Annotated in this window: 22 protein-coding genes and 2 pseudogenes; 19 read left to right on the top strand and 5 right to left on the bottom strand. The window is 63.8% G+C overall.

What is annotated here, in order from left to right:
• A pseudogene (locus tag CF70_RS19045) lies at window positions 1-935 on the bottom strand (AMP-binding protein); the annotation flags it as partial.
• A 138-nt stretch (window positions 936-1,073) separates the two neighbouring features.
• Between CF70_RS19045 and CF70_RS19040 the strand changes: the two are divergent.
• From CF70_RS19040 to CF70_RS35045, 10 genes are all read left to right on the top strand, one after another.
• A complete protein-coding gene (locus tag CF70_RS19040; RefSeq protein WP_035867941.1) occupies window positions 1,074-1,940 on the top strand; it encodes a branched-chain amino acid ABC transporter permease in 867 nt (288 codons plus the stop codon).
• Window positions 1,940-2,944: a branched-chain amino acid ABC transporter permease gene (locus tag CF70_RS19035; RefSeq protein WP_035867939.1), complete on the top strand. Its 1,005-nt coding sequence runs from the start codon at window positions 1,940-1,942 to the stop codon at window positions 2,942-2,944. Before CF70_RS19040 ends, CF70_RS19035 begins: the two co-directional genes overlap by 1 nt.
• The gene (locus CF70_RS19030; RefSeq protein WP_035867938.1) at window positions 2,941-3,699 is read left to right on the top strand and encodes an ABC transporter ATP-binding protein; all 759 of its coding nucleotides are present in this window, start codon (window positions 2,941-2,943) and stop codon (window positions 3,697-3,699) included. The genes CF70_RS19035 and CF70_RS19030 overlap by 4 nt, the downstream gene beginning before the upstream one ends.
• Window positions 3,696-4,418 (top strand): ABC transporter ATP-binding protein, encoded by a 723-nt coding sequence (locus CF70_RS19025; protein WP_035867936.1) that lies wholly within the window; start codon window positions 3,696-3,698, stop codon window positions 4,416-4,418. The genes CF70_RS19030 and CF70_RS19025 overlap by 4 nt, the downstream gene beginning before the upstream one ends.
• 5 nt (window positions 4,419-4,423) lie before the next feature.
• Complete coding sequence (locus tag CF70_RS19020) at window positions 4,424-5,185, top strand: enoyl-CoA hydratase/isomerase family protein (RefSeq protein ID WP_035867935.1); 762 nt, start codon at window positions 4,424-4,426, stop codon at window positions 5,183-5,185.
• Between the two features lie 187 nt (window positions 5,186-5,372).
• Window positions 5,373-7,511 (top strand): acetate--CoA ligase family protein, encoded by a 2,139-nt coding sequence (locus CF70_RS19015; protein WP_035867933.1) that lies wholly within the window; start codon window positions 5,373-5,375, stop codon window positions 7,509-7,511.
• 39 nt (window positions 7,512-7,550) lie between these two features.
• Entirely contained in the window at window positions 7,551-8,336 is a 786-nt protein-coding gene (locus CF70_RS33885) for a GntR family transcriptional regulator (RefSeq protein ID WP_081862238.1), read from the top strand.
• A 1-nt stretch (window position 8,337) separates the two neighbouring features.
• Window positions 8,338-9,546 (top strand): ABC transporter substrate-binding protein, encoded by a 1,209-nt coding sequence (locus tag CF70_RS19005; protein WP_051648661.1) that lies wholly within the window; start codon window positions 8,338-8,340, stop codon window positions 9,544-9,546.
• A 4-nt stretch (window positions 9,547-9,550) separates the two neighbouring features.
• Complete coding sequence (locus tag CF70_RS19000) at window positions 9,551-10,762, top strand: MFS transporter (RefSeq protein ID WP_035867932.1); 1,212 nt, start codon at window positions 9,551-9,553, stop codon at window positions 10,760-10,762.
• 177 nt (window positions 10,763-10,939) lie between these two features.
• Window positions 10,940-11,233 (top strand): hypothetical protein, encoded by a 294-nt coding sequence (locus CF70_RS35045; protein WP_081862237.1) that lies wholly within the window; start codon window positions 10,940-10,942, stop codon window positions 11,231-11,233.
• On the opposite strand, the gene CF70_RS18995 is transcribed toward CF70_RS35045, so the two are convergent.
• The gene (locus CF70_RS18995; protein WP_035867943.1) at window positions 11,181-11,900 is read right to left on the bottom strand and encodes an IS6 family transposase; all 720 of its coding nucleotides are present in this window, start codon (window positions 11,898-11,900) and stop codon (window positions 11,181-11,183) included. The genes CF70_RS35045 and CF70_RS18995 overlap by 53 nt on opposite strands.
• Window positions 11,901-12,339: 439 nt before the next feature.
• On the opposite strand from CF70_RS18995, the gene CF70_RS18990 reads away from it, so the two are divergent.
• From CF70_RS18990 to CF70_RS18955, 8 genes are all read left to right on the top strand, one after another.
• Window positions 12,340-13,098, top strand: a complete 759-nt coding sequence (locus CF70_RS18990) for an IclR family transcriptional regulator (protein ID WP_035867931.1) — start codon at window positions 12,340-12,342, stop codon at window positions 13,096-13,098.
• Between the two features lie 344 nt (window positions 13,099-13,442).
• The gene (locus CF70_RS18985) at window positions 13,443-15,047 is read left to right on the top strand and encodes an ABC transporter substrate-binding protein (RefSeq protein WP_035867930.1); all 1,605 of its coding nucleotides are present in this window, start codon (window positions 13,443-13,445) and stop codon (window positions 15,045-15,047) included.
• 31 nt (window positions 15,048-15,078) lie between these two features.
• Window positions 15,079-16,050 carry an ABC transporter permease gene (locus CF70_RS18980; RefSeq protein WP_035867928.1) on the top strand — a complete coding sequence of 324 codons (972 nt, stop codon included), beginning with the start codon at window positions 15,079-15,081 and terminating at the stop codon, window positions 16,048-16,050.
• Window positions 16,051-16,094: 44 nt separating this feature from the next.
• Window positions 16,095-17,054, top strand: a complete 960-nt coding sequence (locus tag CF70_RS18975) for an ABC transporter permease (protein ID WP_035867925.1) — start codon at window positions 16,095-16,097, stop codon at window positions 17,052-17,054.
• A 5-nt stretch (window positions 17,055-17,059) separates the two neighbouring features.
• Complete coding sequence (locus CF70_RS18970; protein ID WP_035867923.1) at window positions 17,060-18,034, top strand: ABC transporter ATP-binding protein; 975 nt, start codon at window positions 17,060-17,062, stop codon at window positions 18,032-18,034.
• A gap of 64 nt (window positions 18,035-18,098) precedes the next feature.
• Window positions 18,099-19,076, top strand: a complete 978-nt coding sequence (locus CF70_RS18965) for an ABC transporter ATP-binding protein (protein ID WP_035867921.1) — start codon at window positions 18,099-18,101, stop codon at window positions 19,074-19,076.
• A 152-nt stretch (window positions 19,077-19,228) separates the two neighbouring features.
• The gene (locus CF70_RS18960; RefSeq protein WP_035867919.1) at window positions 19,229-20,257 is read left to right on the top strand and encodes a porin; all 1,029 of its coding nucleotides are present in this window, start codon (window positions 19,229-19,231) and stop codon (window positions 20,255-20,257) included.
• A 68-nt stretch (window positions 20,258-20,325) separates the two neighbouring features.
• On the top strand, window positions 20,326-21,177 hold the full coding sequence (locus tag CF70_RS18955) for an N-formylglutamate amidohydrolase (protein ID WP_035867916.1): 852 nt from the start codon (window positions 20,326-20,328) through the stop codon (window positions 21,175-21,177).
• A 132-nt stretch (window positions 21,178-21,309) separates the two neighbouring features.
• Here the strand turns inward: CF70_RS18955 and CF70_RS36115 are convergent, their stop codons facing one another.
• Window positions 21,310-21,510 carry a LysR family transcriptional regulator gene (locus CF70_RS36115; RefSeq protein ID WP_349675118.1) on the bottom strand — a complete coding sequence of 67 codons (201 nt, stop codon included), beginning with the start codon at window positions 21,508-21,510 and terminating at the stop codon, window positions 21,310-21,312.
• Window positions 21,511-21,761: 251 nt separating this feature from the next.
• On the opposite strand from CF70_RS36115, the gene CF70_RS18950 reads away from it, so the two are divergent.
• Window positions 21,762-22,715 (top strand): MBL fold metallo-hydrolase, encoded by a 954-nt coding sequence (locus CF70_RS18950; RefSeq protein WP_035867914.1) that lies wholly within the window; start codon window positions 21,762-21,764, stop codon window positions 22,713-22,715.
• A gap of 916 nt (window positions 22,716-23,631) precedes the next feature.
• On the opposite strand, the gene CF70_RS18945 is transcribed toward CF70_RS18950, so the two are convergent.
• Entirely contained in the window at window positions 23,632-24,117 is a 486-nt protein-coding gene (locus CF70_RS18945) for a ProQ/FinO family protein (protein ID WP_035867910.1), read from the bottom strand.
• A 124-nt stretch (window positions 24,118-24,241) separates the two neighbouring features.
• A pseudogene (locus CF70_RS38040) lies at window positions 24,242-24,372 on the bottom strand (integrase); the annotation flags it as partial.

The raw sequence follows: 24,372 nt of genomic DNA, 5'->3' as shown, positions 1-24,372 counted from the left end.
GGCCGGCGAACGGCCGCCAGTCGGGCGCGCCTTGACCGTCTCGCCGCGGCGCTCGTCCTGGACGGCAATCACGCAAACCTCATGGCTGGCCGGGTGCCCGTAGAGCAGGTTCTCCACCTCGGCCGGCCAGACCTTGAAGCCGGACGCATTGATCATGCGTTTGAGCCGATCGCGCATGAAGAAATAGCCGTCGTCGTCGACGAAGCCGAGGTCGCTCGTGCGCAAGAAGCGCTTGCCGTCAATTTCGATAAAGCTCTCCGCATCGGCCTCCGGATTGCGCCAGTAGCCGCGCATCACCTGCGTGCCGCTGGCGACGATTTCTCCCAGCTCGCCTTGCGGCAGCTCGGCGCCGGTCTGCGGATCGATCACGCGCGCATCGACTCCGAAGGTGGCGATGCCCAGGCATTCCCGCTTTGGGCGGTGACGCGGATTGGACAGCAGGAAAGCGGCGGTCTCGGTCATGCCATACGCCTCGATATAGCGCAGGCCGAAGCGCTCCTGCAGCATGTCTGCCACGGCATCGGGCATGGCCGCCCCGCCGCCGCCCAGGAAGGCCAGGCTGGAACGATCACGCTCAAGGATGCCCGGCTGAGAGAGAAGAAGTCCACCAGCATGGCCGGGGTCGTAGCCCAGTTCGAGACGCGGTAGCGCACGATCAGTTCCGCGGCCAGCGCGCGGTCTCAGCGCGGCATCAGCACGATGGTGGCCCCGAGGTAAAGAGGCGCGTAGATGCCGTTCTGCATGCCCAGCATGTGGTACAGCGGCGCTACGGACAGGAAGACTGTCTCGGGCGTATTGCTGCGCCAGATCTGCGAGCCCACCGCCGCGCTCATCAGCGTGCCATGGGTGTGGATGCAGCCCTTGGGGTGGCCGGTCGTGCCAGAGGTGTAGGCCAGCATGCACACCGTGTCATGGCTGGCGGCGTGCGGCGCCGGTGCCAGGCCGAGCAAGTGCGTCCCACCGACTATCAAGGTAAACCCCGTCGGTAATAGTCCCATCTTCAAGGAAGCCGGCACGCGCCTAGAATTGGTAACAGTCGATTGTTAACAAATAACAGTTCAAGGAGGCCGGCAGTGCTTCTGTTATCACTCTTGTTAAACGGGGTGGTCTTCGGATCGATCCTGTTGTTATCCAGCCTCGGACTGACGCTGATCTACGGCGTCGGGCGAATCATCAACTTCGCGCACGGCGCTCTCTACAGCATCGGTGCCATGGCAGGCGTCTGGCTGGTGGCGAAGGGCTTACCCCTGTGGTGGGTGCTCCCGCTCACGGCGCTGGCAGTCGGCGCCGTCGGCGTGGCGATCGACTGGGCTCTGTTCTCGCGGATCCGTCACCGCCCCATGATGGACGGTCTTCTTCTGACTTTTGGCTTGGCCATGCTAATTACGGGACTGCTGTACGAGGCGGGCGGCCGGGACATCCAGGTGCTGGTGCCGCCTGCTGCGCTGGCCGGAACGTTGGAGTTGGGCAGCGTGTCGTTGCCGGTGTATCGGGTCTTTGCCTCGCTATTGTCAATCGCGCTGGCTGCCGCCTTGATGCTGGTCTTGAAGAGAACCCGGTGGGGACTGCGCGTGCGGGCCGCGAATGACAACGGCGAAATGGCCGCATGCCTGGGTATTGATCGAAACGTGCTGATGCATTCAGTGGTTGGCGTGAGCGCTGCGCTCGTTGGCATCGCAGGGGTGGCATCCGCGCCGATCTTGAATGCCTACGCAACCGTTGGCGACAAGATGCTGATCCTGTCGTTCATGACCGTCATTCTCGGCGGGCTGGGCAGCTTTCGAGGCGCCGTGGTATCGGCATACCTGGTCGGGCTCGTGGTCGTGCTTGGCGAGGCCTTCACCGGCGGCCACGCGGCAATGATGCTGCTGTTCATAATTCTTATGGCGATGCTGGTTCGCTGGCCGCGTGGCCTGTTTGGCGAAGGGAGGACAGAATAATGAGGACCTCGTCTCTACCAGTCGGGCTGCCGCCGCGCCGCATCAACCTGGTGTCCGTTGCTGCGGTGCTGGTGGTCATCGCTGCTGCGCTTCTTCCCCTGTGGCTCACCGAGCAGCCCTTTTTCGTCGTGCTGTTCTCGCATGCATTCATCGCCGCGATGCTGGCGGTGAGCCTGGACATGCTGACGGGCAATACCGGCCTCCTGTCCTTCGGTCATGCCGCCTGGTTCGGCCTGGGTGCCTACGCTGCGGGACTGCTGGCGCGCGGGGTGACCGCCGATCTGCTGTTGTTGCTTCTGATGGCGGCACTGGTGGCGTTACTGTTCGCTACCGGCGTCGGACTGATCTTCCTGCGCCAGGTCGGCAAGGCCTTTGCCATCCTGACGTTGGCGTTGTGCCAGGTACTGTACTCGCTGGTGTTTGTGGCGGCAGGTATCACCGGGGGCGAGGACGGCCTGCAGGGCGTGCCTTCCCCCACCCTGTTCGGACTGAAGATAGTTGGCCAAAACACTTGGTACTGGCTTTTGCTGGCAGTGCTGGTGGCCATGGTAGCGGGCGTGATTTACCTGCGAGCCACGCCGCTGGGTAAAGCCTGGCTGGGGTTGCGTGACAACGCCGAGCGCGCGCGCTTTGTCGGCATCGACGTGTTCCGCCTGAAGCTCACCGCCTACGTCATCTCGGCCATGCTGGCTTCGATGGCGGGCGCACTGTTCGTCCTGTTCAACGGCGCTGTCACGCCGGAATCGCTGCACTGGTTCCAGAGTGGCAAGATTCTGATGTACGTCGTACTAGGCGGTGTCGGCAGCGTGGTGGGGCCCGCGCTGGGCGCGGTGGCCTTCACCTTTGCCGAGCACGCGATCAGCAGTATCACCGACGCGTGGCTGGTGTACTTCGGCGCGTTGTTCGTGGTGATCGTACTGGTGGCGCCGGGCGGGTTGTACGGATTGCTGCGGCCGGTGTGGGCGACGCGGGCCGGACGGGCAGATAAGGGAGCGGGACGATGAGCGCGCTGTTGCAAACTACTGGCCTGTCGCGGCACTTCGGTGGCCTGAAGGCGGTGCAAGACGTGTCGCTGAGCGTCATGCCGCGAACCATCCATGCCATCCTGGGGCCAAACGGGGCAGGCAAGACCACGCTGTTCAACCTGATCACCGGCGCGATCCCGCCGGCATCCGGCTGCGTGTCGTTCGACGGCAGCAATGTCACCGGCTGGACGCCCGAACGCCTCGCGGGCCGCGGCATCGTTCGCACCTTCCAGCGCACCAGCGTTTTTCTTGAACTGACGCTGCGCGAGAACGTTGCGCTGGCGATTCGCTCCAGCCGCGGACTGAACTTCAGCATACGGTGTTCCCGTGCCGATGCAGCCGAGATCGCCGCCGAAGCGCATCAGCACCTTCGCAGCGTCGGCCTGGCCGATAAGGCAGCTCTCGCCGCAAAGCAGCTGGCCCACGGCTCGCAGCGCGCGCTCGACGTGGCCATCGGGCTGGCGCTCAAACCGCGGTTAATCCTGATGGACGAGCCGCTGGCTGGCATGTCCAAGGGAGACCGCCATGGCATTGGCGAGCTGATCCTCAAACTGCGCGAGGAATTGGGCTTGACGATCGTGCTGGTAGAGCACGACGTCGGCATGGTGATGGCGCTGTCCGACGCGATCACCGTGATGCAAAACGGCAAGGTGATCGCCGACGGCCCGCCGGCGGTCATTCGCGAAAGCGCTGCGGTCAAGAGCGCGTACCTGCACGGGAGCTTTGCATCATGAACGACATCACTAACCGCGAACTCAGACTCGACCAGGTGTCGGCCTCGTATGGCAGCAGCCACATCCTGCATGGCGTATCGATGCGTGTGCGGCGCGGCGAGGTAAGCTGCCTGCTGGGCTTGAACGGCATGGGCAAGACTACCACGCTGCGTGCCATCCTTGGCCTGGTGGACCGGCAGGAAGGACAGATCGTATGCGACGGTCGCCCACTGAACGGTTCGACGCACCGACGCGCCCGCGCCGGGGTTACGCTGGTGCCGGAAGACCGCAAGGTATTCGCCAGCCTCAGTGTGCGAGACAACCTGGAGGTAGCGCGCCAGCCCGCTACGGAAAACTCGCAGGCATTCACCATTGACGATGCGACGCGATTGTTCCCTCGCCTGGCAGAGCGCATGGATCAACTGGCCGGCACGTTAAGCGGCGGTGAGCAGCAGATGTTGGTGGTGGCCAGAGCGATGGTGGCCAACCCGCGCTACATTCTGCTCGATGAGCCCACCGAGGGGCTGGCGCCGAGTTACGTGGAGGCAATCCATGACGCCCTCCTCGAGATGCGCGAACGCGGCATTGGCGTACTGCTGGTGGAGCAGAGCCTGGCGCTGGCCACCGCCGTCGGCGATCACTTCCGGGTCATCGAGAGCGGCCATATCGTCTTCAGCGAGACGCGTGAACGCGTGCTCGCTGACCCGGGTTCCCTGGAAAAGCGACTCACTGTGGAGTGACTCTGATGCCTGCCATCCGACTCGAACTGCGTGGCGGCATCGCCGTGCTCACGATCGACAACCCGACCAAGCGCAATGCCTTCACGTATGAGATGACACAGACGCTGGGACGCTATCTCGACGCCGCCGAGCGCGACCCTGCGGTGAAATGCGTCGTGATCACTGGTGCGGGCGATGTCGCGTTCTCCAGCGGCCATGACCTGAGAGAGATGCTCACGCATCAGGACCAAGCCTCGGATGCTTCGCTCAACGAGCCTTTCCTCATGCCTGCGCGCATGCGTACGCCGACCATCGCCGCCATCAACGGATATGCATTCGCGGCCGGATTTATTCTGGCGCTGAACTGCGACTTCCGCGTATGTGCGGCCAATGCCAGCTTTGCCGCGCCAGGCGCCCGCATTGGCTTGCTGCCGATTGGCGGACAGCTAAGCCGGCTCCCGGCACTGCTGCCGCGCCCGGTGGCACACGAACTGCTGGTGACCTGCCGCGAGATGAAAGCTGACGAGGCACTGCGCCTCGGCTTTGCCAGCCGCGCAGCGCCGCAAGGTGGTGCGCTTGACGCTGCGCTGGCCATGGCCGGCGAGATCGCGCGTCATTCGGCTGGCGTGGTACGGGAGGTAAAGACGGGACTCGAGACAGGGCTGTACGCCGGCGCCGACGCGGCATGTGAGCACGAATGGCGCGTAAGTGCCGAACTGCAGCGCGCACCCGATGCAAGCGAAGGCATCCGCGCCTTTCTAGAGAAGCGCGCGCCACGCTTTCAATAGACCCGTTCTCTTCTCCACAGACCAATGAAGACTTCCCCTTTGCGCCGCGCCGTCTCCACCTGATGTGCGCTACCGCAGTGACATTGCGGCACGCGTCTGAGCCGTTGCATTGGTTCCAGAGCGGCAAGATCTTGATTTGAATCGTGCGCCCCGTTTGCTAATTCAAGTTACCTTCGAATGGACAACCATGAAGAACGAGATTGAATCCAAAGAACTGCTGCGCACCTGCGGGATCGCAACCACCCGACCGCAATTGGCCCGCTCTGCAGCCGAGGCGATACAAGTGGCGCGAGCGCTTGAGCGCCCCGTGGTGATGAAGGTGGTATCACCCGACATTGTGCATAAGGCGGCCGCCGGCGGCGTGCGCGTGGGGGTTCCCTTGGCGGAGGTAGGTCAAGCCTTCGACGATATCCTGGATGCGTGCAGAGCTTCATCGCCACAGGCGCGTTTGGAGGGTGTACTGGTCGAAGAGCGCGTGCCCCAGGGATTGGAGGTTTTCATCGGGGCTCGGGTTGATCGCGATTATGGCGCCGTGGTGTTGCTGGGTCCCGGGGGTACCGGCGTGGAACAAAAAGCTGCTCCCGCTGCGGCACTGGCCCCGCTTACCGAGCGCGCTGCCTCCGCCTTCATTGACGAGGCCTTCCCGCCCGCGCGCATCCCGCTCGACCCGGACGCGCGCGCGGCGCTGCACGCTTGCCTTATGGCGGTGGCAGGTCCGGATGGGCTGATCGTGCGCGGCGAAGTCGGGGACGTCGATATCAATCCGGTGATCGTTGGCCCCAGTGGCTGCCTGGCAGTGGACGCGGTGGTCATGCCGCTGGCGAAGGAGTTGGGCCCGCGGGTCTTGTCGGCGACGCAGGTAGCGGAGGCGGCTGCACGCCGCCGTGCGGGACTGGAGGGCGCCGGGTCATTGTTCGACCCCCAGTCCATTGCCTTCATTGGCGCGTCAACTGTCACGACGAAGCTGGGTTACCGCAGCATCCGGAACCTGCTGGATTTCGGCTTTCACGGACCAATCTACCCGATTCATCCCAAGGCCAGGACGATTTGCGACCTGCCGGCATACCCCTCGATCCTCGATGTGCCGGCACAAGTAGATCGCGCTTATATCGCGCTGGGCGCCGCTCAGGTGCCCGACGCATTGCGCCAGTGTCAGGAAAAAGGCGTGAAGGTTGTACAGGTGCTCACCGCCGGCTTTTCCGAATGGTCAGCAGGCGACGACCCCTCAAAGGGCGAGACACTGGAACGTGAGATCGCAGCAGTGCTCGCGAACGGCACCATGCGTATGGTTGGCCCCAACTGCATCGGCACGTTCAGCGCGACGAGCCGCATGGCGATGGGTGCGGCACAATATTGCCCGACGGCCACGCGCGGGATCAGCTTCATTTCTCAGAGCGGCACCTTTGCGGGTGACGTGGTGCGACGCGCCCAGGTGCAAGGCGTTCCCGTGGCACGGGTACTCTCTTGCGGCAATTGCATTGACCTCGACTTGGTGGATTTCCTGCTGTTCTGCGAAGCGGATCCGGCCACTACGCTGATCGCGTTCTACTGTGAGTCGATTCGTGACCCCGGTCTGTTCTTCCGCCTGGCGCGACAGATTAGCAAGCCGGTGATCCTGTTCAAGGGTGGCACGACAGAGCAAGGGTTGGTCGCTGTCGGCAGCCATACCGCCGCCCTGGCCACGGACCAGACCCTGTGGCGTGCCGCGGTGAAGCAGTCCGGCGTGCTGCAGGTCGATAGCGTTGACGAGCTGATGGATGCTTTCCTCATCCATAGCGCGCATGGCCGCCTGCGCGGACCAGGCCTTGGTATCTTTGGCTCTGGCGGCGGTGTCAGTGTGACGTGCTGCGACGCCGCTGCACGGGCAGGCCTTGAGGTACCGCCCTTCTCGGATGCTACCGCTGATGCGCTCAGCCGTTTCGGGCTGCCCGGAACCAGCGTCGCCAATCCGATTGACATTCCCGTGTGGGGGCTGAAAGAAGGTGAACGACACATCTTCGGCGACATCGTCGACCAATTGAAGAAGGATCCCGCCGTCGACGCGGTGGTGGTATATGTGGAAATGGGCTCGATCATGGATTTCTCGGACAGCGAGGCCGACGGTGTGAAGGAGATCGAATCCATCTGTGCCAGCATTGCCAACGTCAGTTCCAGCGGTCCCCATGTGTGCGTGGCGCTACGCTCAACCGGCGACAAGACACAGGAGAACCTCGTGCGTCGCAAACGCGTGGAGCTTCTGGAGCAAGGCATCGCGGTCTTCCCCTCCACTGCGAGGGCGGTCCGGGCATTGCAGAAACTGCTTGTGCTCTCGACAAAGCCGCATTGATTAGTGCCGCGGCAGCGGCAAACGAAGATAAGGACAGATATGGCCCACAGAGACGATTCAGGGCGAGACAACTACCTGCCTGATGGCCGAGGCGCAAAAGTACCGCTGATGCTGGCCGAGCAAATTGCAAACAGCCTGGCGGATGACATCATCCGCGGCGTGTATGCGCCCGGCCAGCCGCTGATTGAGACAACGATTGCCGAGACTTTCAATGTCAGCCGCGGTCCCGTGCGTGAAGCGCTGCAACAACTCCAGGTCGAAGGATTGGTGGATGTCCAGCCGCGCCGCGGCGCCACAGTTGCGGTATTGACGCCGCAGACCATGAAAGAGTCCTTCGACGTACGCGCCGTGCTCTATGGCCTGATTGCCGCAGAGGCGGCGTCGAAACGCGATGCCGCCACAGTGAAGGTGCTCCATGAAAGAACCGATGCGCTCAAGGCAAGCGTGCAAGAGGACACCGACACATACTTTGCGCTTATGTTCCGGCTCAACGTGCAGTTCGTCGAAGCCGGACAGAACCAGTACGCGCGCAAATTTTTGACGTCGCTGCGTCGGTTGACGCTACCGATCACGCGCAAGGTGATGCGAGACGAGGGCAACCGCGCCAGCTGGATCGCGGACTGGGAAGCGGTCTTGGCCGCCATCGAGCGGGGCGACAGTCGCGAGGCCGAGGAGGCTGCGCGGCGCTGGATCATGGCCGTGTATGACAAGGACCGTGAAATCGCGGAAGACGAGCCGCCTGGCTCACCTTATAGCGCAGCCGCGGGCGCCAATCAGACCGGCCGCCAGGTGAAGCTGGCAGCGGGCACTTCGAAGAGGGGATGACATGAAAGTCAGCAAGACGTTTGCGTTCTGCACTGCAGCAATCACGTGTGCTGCGCTGTTGCCCGCGGCGGCCAACGCGGCGGAAGACGTGGTGATCGGCGTCATCGTTCCGACCACCGGTGCGCTCGCGCCCCTAGGCATCGACATGAGAAACGGCTACGAACTGGCCGTCAAGGACCATCCGACTGTCAAAGGCAAGCCGGTACGCCTTGTGATAGAGGACGATCAGGGCAACGCGGCCGGCGGCTTGATGAAGGCGCAAAAACTTGTCATCAAGGACCGGGCCCCAATTCTGGTTGGCGGCGCCACCAGTGCTCTGGTGTTGGGCTTGGCCGCGCAAGCTGATCGGCTGAATGTTCCCATTGTGACCACGAATGCCCAAGCGGTTCAGGTGACTGGCGCGCAATGCAACCGATTTGTGTTCCGCACCAACCCGAACGATGCGATGGTGGGGAATGCCACACGCGTGCTGATGCAAAAGCGTCCCGAGTTGCTTCAAAAAAAATGGTTCATTGTCTACCACGACGTTGTCTGGGGCCAGAGCAACAAGGCAGAGTTCGCCAAAATCCCGGGCGTCAAGATCGTGGGGGAGGCTGGCCGCTCAATGGGAACGGCTGACTGGTCAAGCGCTATCTCACAGATCAAGAGCAGCGGCGCCGATGCCATCTACCTGGCCTTGGCGGTAGGCGATGACATGCCCGCCTTCATTCGGCAGGTGCGCAGCTTTGGACTGAAGCAGTTCATGCTACCGCCGTTGGGCATGCCGGACTCCATGCTTGCCGCGCTCGGCAGCGACGTCCCGCAGCTCGTAACCGCGGGCTTGTTCGGTTCCTGGACGACGGAAAGCACCAACAAGGAAATGGCGCGCTTCGTCAAAGCATACACTGCCACCTTCCACAACGTGCCTGGCCCACAGGCGATCCAGGCGTACGCCGGAATGCGCCTTGCGCTGGCTGCAATGGACGCGTCGCCGTCCATGTCGCCCAATGACCTGATCGCATCACTGGAAAAGTCATCAGTGGATACGATCGTCGGCAAGCTCGCTATTCGCAAGCAGGACCACCAAGGCACCGTAGGCACCTACTTCTCGGAGACTGTCGCGGTGAAGGACTCGCCCTACGGCGCCAAGGTTGGCTGGAAGGTGGTCGAGCCGTTGCCGTGGGATACGGTGAAGGTTGATGCGGCCCAGACCGGTTGCAAGGAGCTCTGACTCTATGGCCGTTGCAGCGCTACAAGCCAGGCCGGTGACCTGGATCGTCATCTCGCAGTTGTTTGGCACTTCACTCTGGTTCAGTGCCAACAGCGCAGCTGACGATCTGCAGCGGCTGTGGGGCCTTAGCACGGCGGATATCGGCTGGCTTACCAACGCCGTGCAGGGCGGCTTCATCGCCGGGACATTGGGATTCGCGCTTAGCGGCCTGGCGGACCGCTATGCCGCGAGCCGAATCTTCGTGGTGTGTGCACTCCTCGGTGCGGCTTGCAACGCCGGCTTCGCGTTGTTCAGCCAAGGACTGCCCGACGCAATGGCCTTTCGGTTCGCCGTCGGTTTGGCACTGGCGGGTATTTACCCGCTGGGCATGAAGCTCGTCGTCAGTTGGGATCCATTACGCGCAGGACAAAGTCTGGGTCTGCTTGTAGGGATGCTTACGCTCGGGACAGCTTTGCCGCATGGCATCCGAGCACTGGGCGCGTCGGTACCGTGGCAGTCGGTGATGCTCACCTCCTCTTGTCTAGCGCTGCTTGCAGCGTTGCTGGTAGGTTTGCTCGGGGATGGGCCACACGTGCAGCCGCGCGGCATTGGCCCTCTCGTACGTGGCGCCCAGGTCTTGCAGGCATTCCGCGTGCCGGCGTTCCGGGCCTCTGCCTTCGGCTATTTCGGGCACATGTGGGAGCTTTACACCTTCTGGACATTAGTGCCACTGTTGCTGGCTCCGGTTCTTGCGCATGGCACTGCAGCCGCGCCCGGCACGATCTCCGCCTGGGCTTTTTCGGTGATCGGGGTAGGCGCGCTGGGTAGCATCGCTGGTGGCATGCTAAGCCGGCACGTAGGTTCGGCGCGTGTAGCCTGGGTTGCGCTTGCCACTTCCGGACTCATATGTGCGCTGTATCCGATGCTCGACCAAGCGCCTGCCGCGCTAGTCCTGGCACTTCTTCTTCTGTGGGGTATCGCGGTGATCGCCGATTCACCGCAATTCTCGGCCATGTCGATACAGGCTTGCCCGCCGCAACTGCTGGGTAGCGCGCTCACCATCCAGAACTGCCTGGGCTTCGCACTCACAACCGTATCGATCTCGATCGCCACGGGTTCCTTTCCGGCACTGGGTCCGCATGTGGCGTGGATCATGCTGCCGGGGCCGATATTCGGGCTAATCGGCATGCGCCGGCTGCTTAGGCTTAGGAAACGGCAGGACCACGTTAAGGTCTGAACTTCAGCGAATCAGGTCTTGGACACAATGCTGCGGATATAACGCCAAGCAATAGCCGCGCTCACTCAGAACTGACTCATTGAGCGTTAAAGCCCTTGTTAGGGACTGCCCGGGCTACTGCCCCGAGTGCATTATGGGTTCAAGCGGTACGGCATTGCGGTTATGTCCAGTCACTCCATGCAATCGGACGCGTGCTCGTCGCCGCCGCCTTGTGAGACGCCTCTACAGCCGCCGCGCTTTCCTATCCTCACGCTCGACGAGGTGCGAGCACATTGCAAAGGCCGGCTCGGCGGCTTCAAGGCACCCAGGCAACTGGTAGTTCGTGAAGCATTGCCGCGCAACCTGTCGGGCAAGGTACTCAAGCGGGCTCTGGTGCAAATTACGGGCGCGAGCGGAAAACGGCGTATTCGCCGTTACATCATCGTGCTGAAAGGACTGCCTTCCAAACAGCAGGCGCAGTGGTATCTTTGAGGCACAGCTTTGTGAGGTTGAACTGGCCTTTTCGAATGCGATGCATCAGCTCGATGCCGGAGATCGTAACGGCCGCATTCCTGAAGCGTTTGAAGCCAAGCATCGCATTGATCCTGGACTTGATGTTGCGATGATCCTGCTCGATCAAGTTGTTCAAGTACTTCGACGATCGCAACGTCGTGTCCTCGGGCAGCAACTCGTCAGCCTTCATTTCGCGCACCGCGCGGTGAGACGCCGCGTAGCCGTCCAGCGTGATGGTTTTCGGAGCGAGCCCTTGACTCTTGAGCGCCTTCGCGAAGAAGGCCTTGGCTGCAGCGACATCGCGCTTGGCGCTGAGCCGGCAGTCGACCGTCTTTCCCGCTCGATCAACTGCACGGTAAAGATAGACCCATTTGCCACGGATTTTCACATACGTCTCGTCGACTCGCCATGAACGACCAGCGGATCTCGCAAACCGATCCCAGCGCTTCACGAACTCCGGCGTGAAGCGTTTGACCCAGCGCATGATCGTCGTGTGCGAAAGCGACAGGCCGCGCTCGGCCATCATTTCAACGAGGTCTCGAAGGCTGAGCTTGTAACGCAGGTACCAACGCACGCACAGGACGATGACTTCGCGGTCGAAGTGCCGCCCGTTGAACAGCCAGTCGATGTCTCTCAGCGTACTCATTGCGGGCTCGCGCTTGTCAAAAACAAGAGCGTAACCCATCGGCCCCTCCGATTTGCACCAGATCCCTTGGGGCTGGGCTTGGGTTTGCCGTAGCATTTCTCCAATCGCGCCTGGAGGGCGCGCTCCCGTTCGATCGCCGCTTGGGGGTCGGGCGGTGGCGACCGGACCCCCAAGCGGAAGGCCTTGTTGGCCAGGCTGTTGGTGCGAAACTGGTATTCGTCGACGCCGTCGCGCGGGAGGTTCTCATCGTCCAGCGCTTGGACCACGGTGCCGGCAACTGCAGGGGGCTGCGTTGAGGATCCGCTCACACACGTGAGCGGCTGCCATGCAAGGCTAGGGTATGCCGGCCCAGTGAGCGACGCCCATGTACAATTTGCGTCTGATTTTTTTGGGCGGGCGCCTCGCTGCCGATACTCGACCGGGCGCGCAAGGGACATCGATGACATACATTGTTGAGGCCGTGGATGAAGCGCTAGGCTTGCTGATGCTGGTCGCCGAACATCCATCGCTAGGTGTGACCGAACTCGCGCGCCGCGCCGGGCTTACCAAAGCGCGGGCCTTCCGTTTGCTCAGCACGCTGGAGCATCGCGGCCTGCTTGCTCGCGAGGCGCATGCCGCGGTGTACAAGCTCGGCTACAACGCCTTGCTGGTGGGCAACGCCGCGCGCGAGCAGATCGAGTTGATCAAGCTGGTGGCGCCGCATCTTGTCGCGCTGGGCGAGGCCTGCGGCGAGAACGTGATCGTGCGGGTGCGTGACGGCCTGGAGTCGGTTTGCGTGGCACGCCACGAGTCATCGCAATCGGTGCGCGTGCACACCGAGGTAGGCAACCGGCGGCCGCTGCATGTCGGCGCATCTGGCAAACTGCTGCTGGCGTTTGCGGCCGATGATGTGGTTGATGCCGTGCTGGCCCGCGCGCTCGAACGTTTCACCAGCACCACCATCGTCGAGCCCGATCAACTGCGCGAGGAACTGGCCGCGATCCGTGCCGCAGGTTATGCGGTCTCGCTCGGCGAGCGCGATGCGGAAGCCGTGTCAGTCGCCGCGCCGTTGCGCGATCACAGTGGCGCCGCGGTGGCCTCGCTCAGCATTGCAAGCCCTGCCAGCCGCACCAAGCCAGATACCATCGAGCGCCACATTGCGCTGGTGGTCGAGCGCGCGGCCATGCTCTCGCGCACGCTGGGCCACGCACGCGGCTGAGGCCCCGGCCAGCGCTCGCTTCCTTTCGGCGCGGCACCACCGCGCCATCCCTGAGAGGCCGATGCCGATGCGCCGCCGCGCACTGGCCAGGCGCGCTTTTGCTTTCCTTCGCAGTTCTCCATCGTGCCGGCACGGCCACGGCGCCGCCGTGCGTCATGTCCGCGTGCATTTACCGTGTTTGTCCCCCCGGCCCGCTGATGGCGGCATCGCGTTACGCAAGCCTGTCCTCAATGTCTGAGGGGGTAAACCCGACCTTCCCTTTGCAGGCCCATTGTTTTATTCTTCGATCCATCGTATCAGTCAATGAAACAATGTTCTGCGCATCAAGCCTAAACCAACTAGCCATGGGCATCCGGCGCCGGCTGCCGGCAGCCTGCCTTGCCCTCGGCATGGCCTTGTGGGCCAGCGCCTTCGCAGCCCGGGCGGCGGACCTGCGCATTGGCTATAAGACCGAACTCAGCGCGGCGGATCCGCACGTGCTGGATGCGGCGGGCCGTAACCTGTGGGGGCACGTCTACGAGACGCTGGTGGGCATGGACAACGATCTGCGGCCGGTCCCCTTGCTTGCGGTGGGCTGGCAGCATGTAGACGCCACGACCTGGGAGTTCCGCCTGCGTCCTGGCGTGCGCTTCAGCAATGGCGAGCCGTTCTCGGCGGACGACGTCAAGTATTCGATTGAGCGGGCCATGGGCCTGCCCGGCGCGCGTACCTTCCGCACTTACCTGAAATCGATCGCCAGCGTCGCGGTGACGGGGCCGCTGACGGTGCGCGTTGCCACCAAGGCACCGAACCCGGTGCTTCCGGAGAACCTGAGCCTGGTTGCCATGCTGCCGAAATCGCTGGGCGGCAAGGTCAAGGAGACTGACTTCGCTGACGGCCGCGCCGCCATCGGCACCGGGCCTTATCGCCTCGTGGCGTGGGAGCATGGCCAGCAACTCACGCTGGCGCGCAATGCCGGCTACTGGGGCGGCCAACAGCCCTGGGAGCGGCTGGTGTTCCAGTTCATCTCCAAGGAGCCGGCACGCGCCTCGGCGCTGCTGTCCGGGCAGGTGGATGTCATCGACGCGTCTTCAGCCAGCATTGCCGCCGCGTTCGAGCGCACCAACGGACGCATCCATACCGTCGCGGCCACGTCGTACATGGCCAACTACCTGCAGCTCGACCAGGCGCGCACGGTGTCGCCTTATGTCGTCGGCAACGACGGCCAGCCGCTGGCGGAGAATCCGCTGCGCCTGCCCAAGGTGCGCCAGGCTATCAACCGTGCGATCGACCGCGACCTGATCGCGGCGCGGGTGACCAAGGGCGACTCCGTTCCGGCCGGCCAACTCGTGCCGCGGGGCTTCTTTGGCTACGCACCCGGGGTGGCGTCGCCGCGCGGCGATGCAGCCGGTGCGCGCCGGCTACTGGCGCAGGCGGGCTACCCGGATGGGTTTCGCCTGACGCTCCATTGCCCGAACGATCGCTACCTGAATGACGCCAAGACTTGCGAGGCACTTGGACAGATGCTGACGCGTGCTGGCATCCGCACCGAGGTGCGCACCTTGCCATACTCGGTCTACATCACGCGCGCCACCTCGGGCGCGGCCGGCGGCAAGCCGGAGTTCAGCGTGTTCATGCTCGGCATCGGCGCGGTGACGGGTGACTCGCTGGAGCCGCTGCTTGCCACCGCGCACTCGCAGGACAAGAAGGCCGGCCTGGGCGCCAACAATCGCAGCGGCTACGCCAATCCGGCGGTGGATGCGCTGATCGACGCCGCCATGCGCACCATGGAGCCGGCCGCGCGCGAACAAGCGCAGCGAGAGGCCGCGGGCAAGCTGGCCGATGATGCGGGCCTGATCCCGCTGCACCATCTGCGCGCAACCTGGGCCTATCGCCATGGCCTGACGGTGCGGCCGCGCAGCGACGGCTTTACCTACGCCACCAATATCAGCCCGAGCGACAGCCGCTGACGCTGCCCATCCACCAAGCCCGGAACGCATCATGCTGGAAACCCTCATCAAGCGGCTGCTGCAGAGCCTTGTCGTGCTCTTCATCATGTCGGTCATCACCTTCTGCGCGGTCAACCTGATCGGCGATCCCGTGCACCTGCTGGTGAGCCCGACCGCCACCGAGCAGGAAATCGCCGAAGCCCGCCACACGCTGGGGCTGGACTTGCCGATGCAGGCGCAATACCTGCGATTCCTGCAGGGTGCGCTGCACGGCGACCTCGGTAACTCGTTCATCTTCAACCGGCCAGCCATCGGGCTGATCCTGAGCCGCGTGCCGGCCACGCTGGAGCTGGCCGTGACGGCCTTGCTGTTCTCGCTGCTGCTGGGCATACCGATGGGCATCTTCGCCGGCCTCAAACCGGACAGCCGCTGGGCGCGGGCGCTGATGGCGGCGTCGCTGGGCGGCGTGATCATGCCGACCTTCTGGGTCGGGATGATCTGCATCCTGGTGTTCTCGGTGAACCTGGGCTGGCTGCCGTCGGGCGGGCGCGGGCCGGTCAGCACGGTGCTGGGCATGCCGCTGTCGGTGACCAGTTGGGAGGGCATCCGCTTCCTGATCTTGCCGGCGCTGACGCTGTCGCTGTTCAAGATCTCGCTGGTGGCGCGCCTGACCGAGGCAGGCACGCGTGAGGTGGCAGGCCAGGAGTACATCAAGTTCGCCCGCGCCAAGGGCGTGGGCGGCGCGCGCCTGGTGCTGCGCCATGTGGTGCCCAATGTGCTGATCCCCATCGTCACCGTGGTCGGGCTGGAGTTCGGGCACCTGATCGCCTTTTCGGTGGTGACCGAGTCGGTGTTCTCCTGGCCGGGCATGGGCAAGCTGATCATCGACTCGGTGCTGGCCCTGGACCGCCCGGTGGTGGTCGCTTACCTGCTGGTCACCCTCGTGCTGTTCGTCGTGCTCAACCTGATCGTCGACATGCTTTACGTGGTGCTCGATCCGCGCCTGCGCCACAAGGCTGCGTGAGCAGCCAGGCGCGCCATCTTCAATCCAAGCCAATCGCGAATCCGATGTCTCTGCCTGTTCCCGACGTTAATGGCGCTGCCGCGCCATCGCTTGCTTCACCTCCATCGCCATCATCGCCTGCATCGCCCAAGCCCGCCGCCCGGCCTGGCCTGCTGGCGCGTTTTGTGCACAATCGCGGCGCGGCGGTCGCGCTGGGGTTGCTGGCGCTCCTGCTGCTTATCGCGTTGTTCGCGCCCTTCATCAGCCCGCAGAATCCCTATGACCTGGCCACGGTGTCGGTGATCGATTCGGAGTTGCCGCCGGGCAGCAGCGGCTACGAGGGGCAGGCGCACTACTGGCTCGGCACCGATGGCGCGGGGCGCGACCTGCTCAGCGCCATCTTCTACGGCATTCGCATCAGCGTTGGCGTGGGCGTGGTGAGCGCACTGGTGGCCTTGCTGACCGGCGCGAGCGTCGGCTTGGTGGCGGCCTATTGCGGCGGCATGGTCGACGCCGCCATCATGCGCCTGGTGGACCTGCAGTTGAGCCTGCCCGCCATCCTGGTGGCGCTGATCCTGCTGGCCGTGCTGGGGCAGGGCGTGGACAAGACCTTGCTGGCGCTGGTGATCGTGCAGTGGGCGTACTTCGCGCGCACCGTGCGTGGCGCGGCGCAGGTGGAGCGGCGCAAGGACTACGTCGAGGCCGCCATGGGGCAGGGCCTGCCGGCCTACCGCCTGATGTTCCGCCACATCCTGCCCAACTGCATGGCGCCGCTGGTGGTGACCGCCACGCTGCAGATCGCGCATGCCATCACGCTGGAGGCCACCATGAGCTTCCTGGGCATCGGCCTGCCGCGCACCGAGCCGTCCCTGGGCATGCTGATCGCCAACGGCTTCGAGTACATGCTCTCCAATAAGTACTGGATCAGCATTTTTCCGGGGCTGGCCCTGGTGCTGCTGGTTGGCTCCATCAACCTGGTTGGCGACAGGCTGCGCCGTGTGCTCAACCCCCGCCTCGAGGCCTGAGAGGAATGACGATGGCATCCCCATTACTGGAAGTGCTCAACCTGACGACCCGCTTCGAATCGGCGCAGGCGCCAGTCACCGCAGTCGACAACGTGTCTTTCTCGCTGGAAGCGGGCGAGATCCTCGGCATCGTCGGCGAGTCCGGCTCGGGCAAGTCGGTCACGGCGTTCTCGTTGATGAACCTGCTCGACGCGCCCGGCCGGGTGGCCGGTGGAGAGGTGCGGTTCAAGGGGCGCAACCTGCGAGACTGCTCGCCGCGCGAATGGCAGGCGCTGCGCGGCGACCGCATTGCGATGGTGTTCCAGGATCCCATGATGTCGCTCAACCCGGTGATGCGCATTGGCGCGCAATTGACCGAGACTGTCCGCGTGCACCATCGCTGCAGCCGCAGCGATGCCGTGGACAGGGCCATCGGCGCGCTCAAGCGCGTGGGCATTCCGGCACCGGATGAGCGCATGCGCGCCTATCCGCACGAGCTCTCGGGCGGCATGCGCCAGCGGGTGGCGATCGCCAATGCACTGATCAACCAGCCGGACCTGATCATTGCCGACGAGCCCACCACCGCGCTCGACGTCACGATCCAGGCGCAGATCCTGTACGAGATGAAGCTACTCGTGCGCGAGAGCGGCGCCGCCGCGATCTGGATCAGCCATGACCTGGCCGTGGTCAAGGATCTCGTTGACCGCGTATGCGTGATGTACGCCGGGCGCGTGGTGGAACAGGGGCCGGTGGCCGACGTGATCCGCCAGCCCTTGCATCCCTACACGCGCGGGCTGCTCGCTTCTCTGCCCACCGCCGAGACGCGCGGCCAGCCTTTGCTGGCCATCCCGGGCGCCACGCCACCGCTGTCCGCGCTGCCGCCAGGCTGCGCGTTCGCACCGCGCTGCGGCAGGGCGAGCACGGCTTGCGCGCAGGTGCCGCCCGCGGTGGTGGTGCGGGGCCGCACCCATCGCTGCTTTCATCCGCTGGTGGCCGCATGAGCCACGCACTCAGCACCATCAGCATCATCAACTCCGTCAACCCCGCAGGCAAGGAGAGGGTCGCATGACCGTACTGCTCGACGCTCGCCATCTGGAAAAACGCTTCACGCTCAAGGCCGGGCTGCTGGGCCGCATGGGCGCGGCATTGGCCCGCAAGCCGGCCGCGCACCAGGTCGTCCATGCCGTCAACGATGTCTCGCTACAGGTACATGAAGGCGAGGTCCTTGGCATCGTGGGCGAATCCGGCTGCGGCAAGTCCACCCTCGGGCGCATGCTGGCCGGACTGCTGCGCCCCAGCGGCGGCGAGATCGCCATGGACGGCAAGGCTGCCGACACTACCGCGACCGCCCACCACCTGGCGGTGCAGATGGTGTTCCAGAATCCCTATGCATCGCTCAACCCGCGCCTGCGCGTTGGCCAGATGATCGCCGAGGGTGCGGTCTATCACGGCGTGGCCGCGCGCGCGGACGCACCCGCGTTCGTCAACGATCTGCTGGCGCAGGTCGGCCTGGATGCCTCCTATGCCGAACGCTACGCGCACCAGTTCTCGGGCGGGCAGCGCCAGCGCGTGGCCATTGCCCGCGCGCTCGCGCTCCAGCCGCGGCTGGTAGTGTGCGACGAGGCGGTGTCGGCGCTGGATGTCTCGGTGCAGGCGCAGATCATCAACCTGTTCATGGAGCTGCGCCAGCGCCAGCGGCTGACCTACGTGTTCATCAGCCACAACCTGGCGGTGGTCGAGCATATGTCGGACCGCGTCGCCATCATGTATCTCGGCCGCATTGTCGAGATGGGCGATGCGCGCACGGTATTCGCGGCGCCGAACCATCCCTATACGCGTGCCTTGCTGGCGGACGCCCCGAGGCTGGATGGCAGGTCCGCCAGCCACCAGCCGATCCGCGGCGAACTGCCCAGCCCGTTGTCGCCACCGGGCGGTTGCAGCTTCCATCCGCGCTGCCCGCATGCAACCGCGCGCTGTGCGGCCGAGGTGCCCATGCTGCGAGATATCGGCGGGCGCATGTCCGCCTGCCATCTCAATGACTAGTTAAAGCCCGGCCGCAAGCGCGCGGACGCATCCCTTGCAACGAGCCAACGTATCCGTCCTGCCTGCGGGCAGGACGGAAGGGGACGTTCGCGCCTTGCGCCGAGCGCGGGCAACCGCGGCGCCAAGTTGTTTATGAGGAGAGGAGAAGAAAGATGAAATCAGTCAACCTGATCAAGCAGGCCTGCATCGGCGGCGCATTCGTGGCCATGTCCGCCGGCGCGCAGACCAGCGTCACGCTCTATGGGCGTGTCGATACCGATGTGGAAATCCAGAAGGGGCCGGGCGGTTCGGCGTACCAGATGGTCGACAATGCCTCGCGCTGGGGCATGCGCGGCAGCGAAGAGCTGGGCGGCGGCATGCGGGCGGTGTTCGGCCTCGAGCAGGGCTTCTCGGCCGATTCGGGCGCGTCGACCACGCCGGTATTCCGCAACTCCTATGTCGGCCTGACCAGCGGCTTCGGCGCGCTGGCGCTCGGGCGCCTCGACTCGGCCACGCCGGTGGGCTCGCCGATCTACTCGCAGATCACCCAGTTCACCGAGTTCGTGATCCATGACGCGGGCGCCACGGCGATCGGCACCAAGGTGCTGAATGCGCGCAACCGCGTCTCCAATGCGCTGGGCTACCAGTCGCCGGACCTTGCCGGTTTCGTGCTGCGTGCGCGCATGGACCTGGCCGGCCCCGATCCGGCCACGCCCAATGCCAAGTCGCCGGTCAAGGCCGAGGACGACTTCAAGCAGTACGACGTTGGCCTGAGCTACTCGGCAGGCAACTTCGGCGCGGGGCTGGGTTACTCGCGCGACACCAAGACCGGTGGCCTGGTGGCCAACGATTTCCGCGACAAGGTGCAGGCCGTCGTGACATACGACTTCGGCGTGGCCAGCGTGTACGGCGTGTACGGGCGCGACCGCTACGCCGCCACCGCCAGCACGCGCGACAATGTCGGCTATTGGCTGGTGGGGATGTCGGTGCCGCGCGGCCCGCATACCGTGACCGTCAACTACATGCAGCGCGAGGTGCAGAGCGATCGCGGCGGCAGGCTCGGCAAGCTGCAGGCCGGTTACGGCTATAACCTCAGCAAGCGCACCATGCCCTACGTGTTCTTCGACCGCGAGGATCCGAACTCGCGGGTGGCCGGCAATCTTGTCACCACCTACGGCATCGGCATCCAGCACAAGTTCTGATTCACCGCCCCGGCCTGCAGGGCGTTGCCGGCCGGGGTGGCTATTCCAAAGCCCACTCTCCTGCATTCATGAATCCGTCCTATCTTCTTGTCGACCCCGCCGCGCCTATCCTGCCGTTGGTGGTCGACTCCCCGCACAGCGGCCTGCGCCATACCGAGTCGCTGCCGCTGGCCGCGGAGCCATCCGCGCTCCTGACCGGCTGGGATGCTTATGTCGACGAACTGTTCGCGCACGCGCCTGAAGTTGGCGGCGCGCTGCTGAACGCCGCGTTTCCGCGCTGGCTGGTCGACGTCAACCGCGCCCGCGACGACATCGATCCCGAATTGGTCGATGGCGAACTGCCTTACCCGATCCATCCAAGCGACAAGGCGCGCCGGGGCATGGGCGTGCTGCGCCGCTTTGCGTTGCCCGGCGTGCCTGTCTACAACGGCAAGTTGTCGCCCGAACTGGTGGAGCGCCTTCTTGCGACCTACTACGATCCGTACCACGCCACATTGGCCGGCCTGATCGAAGCGCGGCACGCCCGTTTCGGCGCCGTCTGGCATATCGACTGCCACTCGATGAAATCACGCGGCAATGCGATGAATATCGACAATGGCGCCATGCGGCCTGACTTTGTCATCGGCAACCGCGACGGCAAGAGCTGCTCGACGGACTTTGTCGCGGTCGTGGTGGACGCGCTGCGCGGCCTGGGCTACGAGGTTGGCGTGAATACTCCCTACAAGGGCGCGCAACTGGTCGCGGCCTACTCGGACCCGGCACGCGGGCGGCACAGCTTGCAGATCGAGATCAACCGGGCGCTCTATCTTGACGAAGCGCGCTTTGCGAAACACGAGGGATTTGCCACGCTGCAGACGCATCTGAGCCAGGTGCTTGAGCAGGTCGCGGCCTATATCCGCGCCCGCGTGGGAGGCGGCTGAAGCGGCCCCAAGCCGACAGGTGCCTCGGCGAAAGCACGTGCCTGTCCACGCTGAACGGCGCGCTCGGGTTCTACGAGTGGCGCTGTCAACTTGCCGGTGGCGAGACAAGGCAGTTGCACGCGGGGGCACGGCTCACGGCACTGTCGACTTCGCGGGTGTTGCGCTGCAGCAAGCGGACGCCCATGCGCTGTTCCAGGCAATGCGCCGGCTTAGTTTGGAGCGCTGTAGCCCCAGATTGCGCGCAGCCGCGGAAAAGCCATCGTGATCCACGATCTCAGCGAAGAACAACAAATCTTCAAGCCTGTCCACGTCGCACCTCTTCAGCGAACCCATCATATTGTCCTACTCAGCAGGACAAAGTATTGCCAACAATGGTCATTCCCGCAAGGCGTGTGTTCGACTAGACTCTTCTGAAACACATGGGTAATACGCACCGGGCCAGGAATGGGTGGTTATCAGAAATGAACATTCGATGCGCGGAGTTGGTGATACCGATGCCTGAAGAATCTATCGCTCACGACAGCCATGGGTACGAAGCTGAATTTCAGTCACCCATGGTCTTTTGACACCAAAGGAAAATTTCCATGCGCCTATTTCATCGATTGCTCGTGGCTGTGATCGTCAGTCTCCCGTTTCACTTGGCCGTTGCCGCGAGCGACACGGGGGTGACGGTCGATTTGTCGACGTATCGCAATCGCCCCATGCTTGAAGATTTCACGGCAGCGGCCTGCCCCGACAACCCGCGCGACCTGGTTCAGATCAAGGGCAATCTTTATCGTCATACCACCGGAGCCGGTCTGGCTGTACACAGCGGTTTCGTGCTGGTCACGAAGGAAGGTGCGCTGGTCATTGATCCCGCCATGACATGCACGGCAGGCTGGCTGCGCGACGAGATCAAGAAGCGCTTCAACGTTCCCGTGAAGTACGTGGTCTATACCCACGGGCACGCCGACCACATCAGTGGGGGCCAGGTGTTCCAGCAGGACGGCGCGATCGTGGTTGCCAACCAACGCGCACTTGAGCCCATCGTCGGCGAGAAGATTCCTACTGCCGTGCCGAACCGGGTGTTCGATACCGACATGCGCATCGACCTGGGCGGCGAGACCGTGCTGCTGCATCGCGTGGCACCGAGCCATTCAGACAGCATGACAATGGTGCTGTTTCCCAAGTACAAGGCGCTACAGTGCACTGATGTCTGCGAAAGCAAGTCGATGCCTTACAACGACTTCCTTGACTTCTACTATCCGGGCTGGGTTGAAACGCTCGACTGGGTCGCCAAGCAGGACGTCGACATCATCGATGTCGGTCACTACACGCCAGCCACCAAGGCCGACCAGGCCGCGCTGCGCGACTACATCGTCGACCTACATCAGCAGGTGCTGAATTTGGTCCGTGCGGGGCAGTCGTGGGACCAGCTCTATCGCAACGTCAAGTTCAGCGAGGAGGTGCAACAGTGGACTGCCTTCAGCACCATGAAGACGCTCAACATCGTCGGTATGCATCGATGGGTGACCAACCACCGGCGCGGGGAGTGGTAAACCGCCCGCACAATCAAAGGGGGGGCGTACGCAGCGCGAAATCGCTGGATGGCGATGTCGAATGGTCCTGCCCCCTTTTCTCTGAGTTCAGCCATATTGAGGTAATGGATGGATCAGTCTCGCCGAAATCTGCTGCGCAGTGCTGGAATTGGGCCCCAGGCCCCAGTCACAGTCATCAGTGATGGCGGCGATGACATTAGTTTTGCGTGCAAGTTGCCATCGGCAACGGCCCGCGTGCTGGACTGGTATCACATTGGCATGCGGTTCGAAAACCTCCTCATGGCACTCCGAGGTCTGCGTGGCACTGATGCATACTCGAAAAATCGGCTGCGTGAACGCGTGCTCAAAGCGAAATGGCTCTTATGGCACGGTGAGGCGAAGCGGTGTTTGGAGAGGCTGGAGTCGCTGCGACGCGACACAGGTTGGGTTGGCGCTCGCAATCCACTAGGGCGCGTGATTCGTTACCTGCGCTGTTGCTCTCGCTATCTAGCTAACTATCGGCCGCGGCGAGCACAAGGGCTGCCAATTTCAAGCGCGGGAGCAGAATCGGTAGTCGACTATGTCATTGGCCAGCGCATGAAAAGGAACGGGCACATGCGATGGACGATTGCTGGAGCCAATGGACTACTGCAGGTTCGATGTGCCGTTCTCAACGGCGAGGACATAAGCAATTTCAGGCGGTGGTATCCCCTTGGGCGGAAGATCATGCCATATGCGCTTGTGGACTGTAAGGTATAAGAGGCGCCCCCGCGTTTGGCCACTCCCTCACCATCCACGACACTGTGGTCGGCGACGGCCTTGCGTTGAACCCGGGCGGGCTCGCGTGTGTTCGTCATCGTGCCGACGCTTGTGTATGCAGCCCTGGAATCTGTGGTCGCCCGACGTCCGCGCCGACAAGGCGGGCGCCTATCCCAGTTCAGCTGGGTTTCGACGCGGTTTCGGGGCGAGATAACGCGCGAGCCGCACGTTGGGCTTGCAGTCCCTGCGCCCGCTTCGCATCGGCCTGGGCCACGTGTCCCGCCGCCTGACCCGCCAGATCCACGCGCGGTGCGCCTTCCACCAGACAGGCCCAGTAGCGGGTGCCGCGGCACCAGGTGCGGATTGCATCGCGCAATGCCGGATCCGTCAGGCCAAGTTCCTGCGCGTGCGGGACGAGGTCCTCGAAGATACCGATCTTAAGCGGTACCTTGGGTGCCGGACTCTTCGGAAAGGTTTGCGGGAAGTGCTTTTGCAGCTTCGCGATGGCCTGCAGCACCGGATCGACGGGCTTAGCGGGCTCATTAACGGGCTTCGCTGGGCGGGCCGAAGCCTTCGGCGGTGCGCGACGCGTCTTGGCCCGTGGCGCGGCCTTGGCTTGCTTTGCCAGTTGTTCCTTCAATGCCGCCAGTTGTTCGAAGCCCATCGTGCTTAGCCATTAAAAACGTCGTGCGATTGTAGCAGTCCCTCGCGACTCGCTTTGTCGCCCACGCCGCGGCGTGGCATTGGCCAAACCACAAACCAGGCATCCTGGCCAGGGTGGGCGCCCGTCACGTTTCGCGCGTCCACCCGATCCGGTGGCGTTCCTGCGTGGCCTCATGCCGCGCATCGTCCTCCGTGTGCAGGTAAGCGCTGGTGGTAGAAATCGATGCATGCCCGAAATTGTCCCTCACGAAACGCA

It is taken from the genome of Cupriavidus sp. SK-3 (genome assembly GCF_000611145.1).
In the GTDB taxonomy this organism is placed as follows: Bacteria; Pseudomonadota; Gammaproteobacteria; order Burkholderiales; family Burkholderiaceae; genus Cupriavidus.
This window is presented reverse-complemented; position numbering and strand designations above follow the sequence as displayed.

Excerpts from the sequence above, each read along its gene's own strand:
- CF70_RS18955 (WP_035867916.1), top strand. The coding sequence starts at position 20,326 with ATGAATCCGTCCTATCTTCTTGTCGACCCCGCCGCGCCTATCCTGCCG.
- CF70_RS18995 (WP_035867943.1), bottom strand. The coding sequence starts at position 11,900 with ATGAGTACGCTGAGAGACATCGACTGGCTGTTCAACGGGCGGCACTTC.
- CF70_RS19015 (WP_035867933.1), top strand. The coding sequence starts at position 5,373 with ATGAAGAACGAGATTGAATCCAAAGAACTGCTGCGCACCTGCGGGATC.
- CF70_RS19035 (WP_035867939.1), top strand. The coding sequence starts at position 1,940 with ATGAGGACCTCGTCTCTACCAGTCGGGCTGCCGCCGCGCCGCATCAAC.
- CF70_RS18950 (WP_035867914.1), top strand. The coding sequence starts at position 21,762 with ATGCGCCTATTTCATCGATTGCTCGTGGCTGTGATCGTCAGTCTCCCG.
- CF70_RS35045 (WP_081862237.1), top strand. The coding sequence starts at position 10,940 with ATGCAATCGGACGCGTGCTCGTCGCCGCCGCCTTGTGAGACGCCTCTA.
- CF70_RS19000 (WP_035867932.1), top strand. The coding sequence starts at position 9,551 with ATGGCCGTTGCAGCGCTACAAGCCAGGCCGGTGACCTGGATCGTCATC.
- CF70_RS18975 (WP_035867925.1), top strand. The coding sequence starts at position 16,095 with ATGTCTCTGCCTGTTCCCGACGTTAATGGCGCTGCCGCGCCATCGCTT.
- CF70_RS19005 (WP_051648661.1), top strand. The coding sequence starts at position 8,338 with ATGAAAGTCAGCAAGACGTTTGCGTTCTGCACTGCAGCAATCACGTGT.
- CF70_RS19025 (WP_035867936.1), top strand. The coding sequence starts at position 3,696 with ATGAACGACATCACTAACCGCGAACTCAGACTCGACCAGGTGTCGGCC.
- CF70_RS18980 (WP_035867928.1), top strand. The coding sequence starts at position 15,079 with ATGCTGGAAACCCTCATCAAGCGGCTGCTGCAGAGCCTTGTCGTGCTC.
- CF70_RS19020 (WP_035867935.1), top strand. The coding sequence starts at position 4,424 with ATGCCTGCCATCCGACTCGAACTGCGTGGCGGCATCGCCGTGCTCACG.
- CF70_RS19030 (WP_035867938.1), top strand. The coding sequence starts at position 2,941 with ATGAGCGCGCTGTTGCAAACTACTGGCCTGTCGCGGCACTTCGGTGGC.
- CF70_RS18970 (WP_035867923.1), top strand. The coding sequence starts at position 17,060 with ATGACGATGGCATCCCCATTACTGGAAGTGCTCAACCTGACGACCCGC.
- CF70_RS33885 (WP_081862238.1), top strand. The coding sequence starts at position 7,551 with ATGGCCCACAGAGACGATTCAGGGCGAGACAACTACCTGCCTGATGGC.
- CF70_RS18985 (WP_035867930.1), top strand. The coding sequence starts at position 13,443 with ATGGGCATCCGGCGCCGGCTGCCGGCAGCCTGCCTTGCCCTCGGCATG.
- CF70_RS18945 (WP_035867910.1), bottom strand. The coding sequence starts at position 24,117 with ATGGGCTTCGAACAACTGGCGGCATTGAAGGAACAACTGGCAAAGCAA.
- CF70_RS18965 (WP_035867921.1), top strand. The coding sequence starts at position 18,099 with ATGACCGTACTGCTCGACGCTCGCCATCTGGAAAAACGCTTCACGCTC.
- CF70_RS36115 (WP_349675118.1), bottom strand. The coding sequence starts at position 21,510 with ATGGGTTCGCTGAAGAGGTGCGACGTGGACAGGCTTGAAGATTTGTTG.
- CF70_RS18960 (WP_035867919.1), top strand. The coding sequence starts at position 19,229 with ATGAAATCAGTCAACCTGATCAAGCAGGCCTGCATCGGCGGCGCATTC.
- CF70_RS18990 (WP_035867931.1), top strand. The coding sequence starts at position 12,340 with ATGACATACATTGTTGAGGCCGTGGATGAAGCGCTAGGCTTGCTGATG.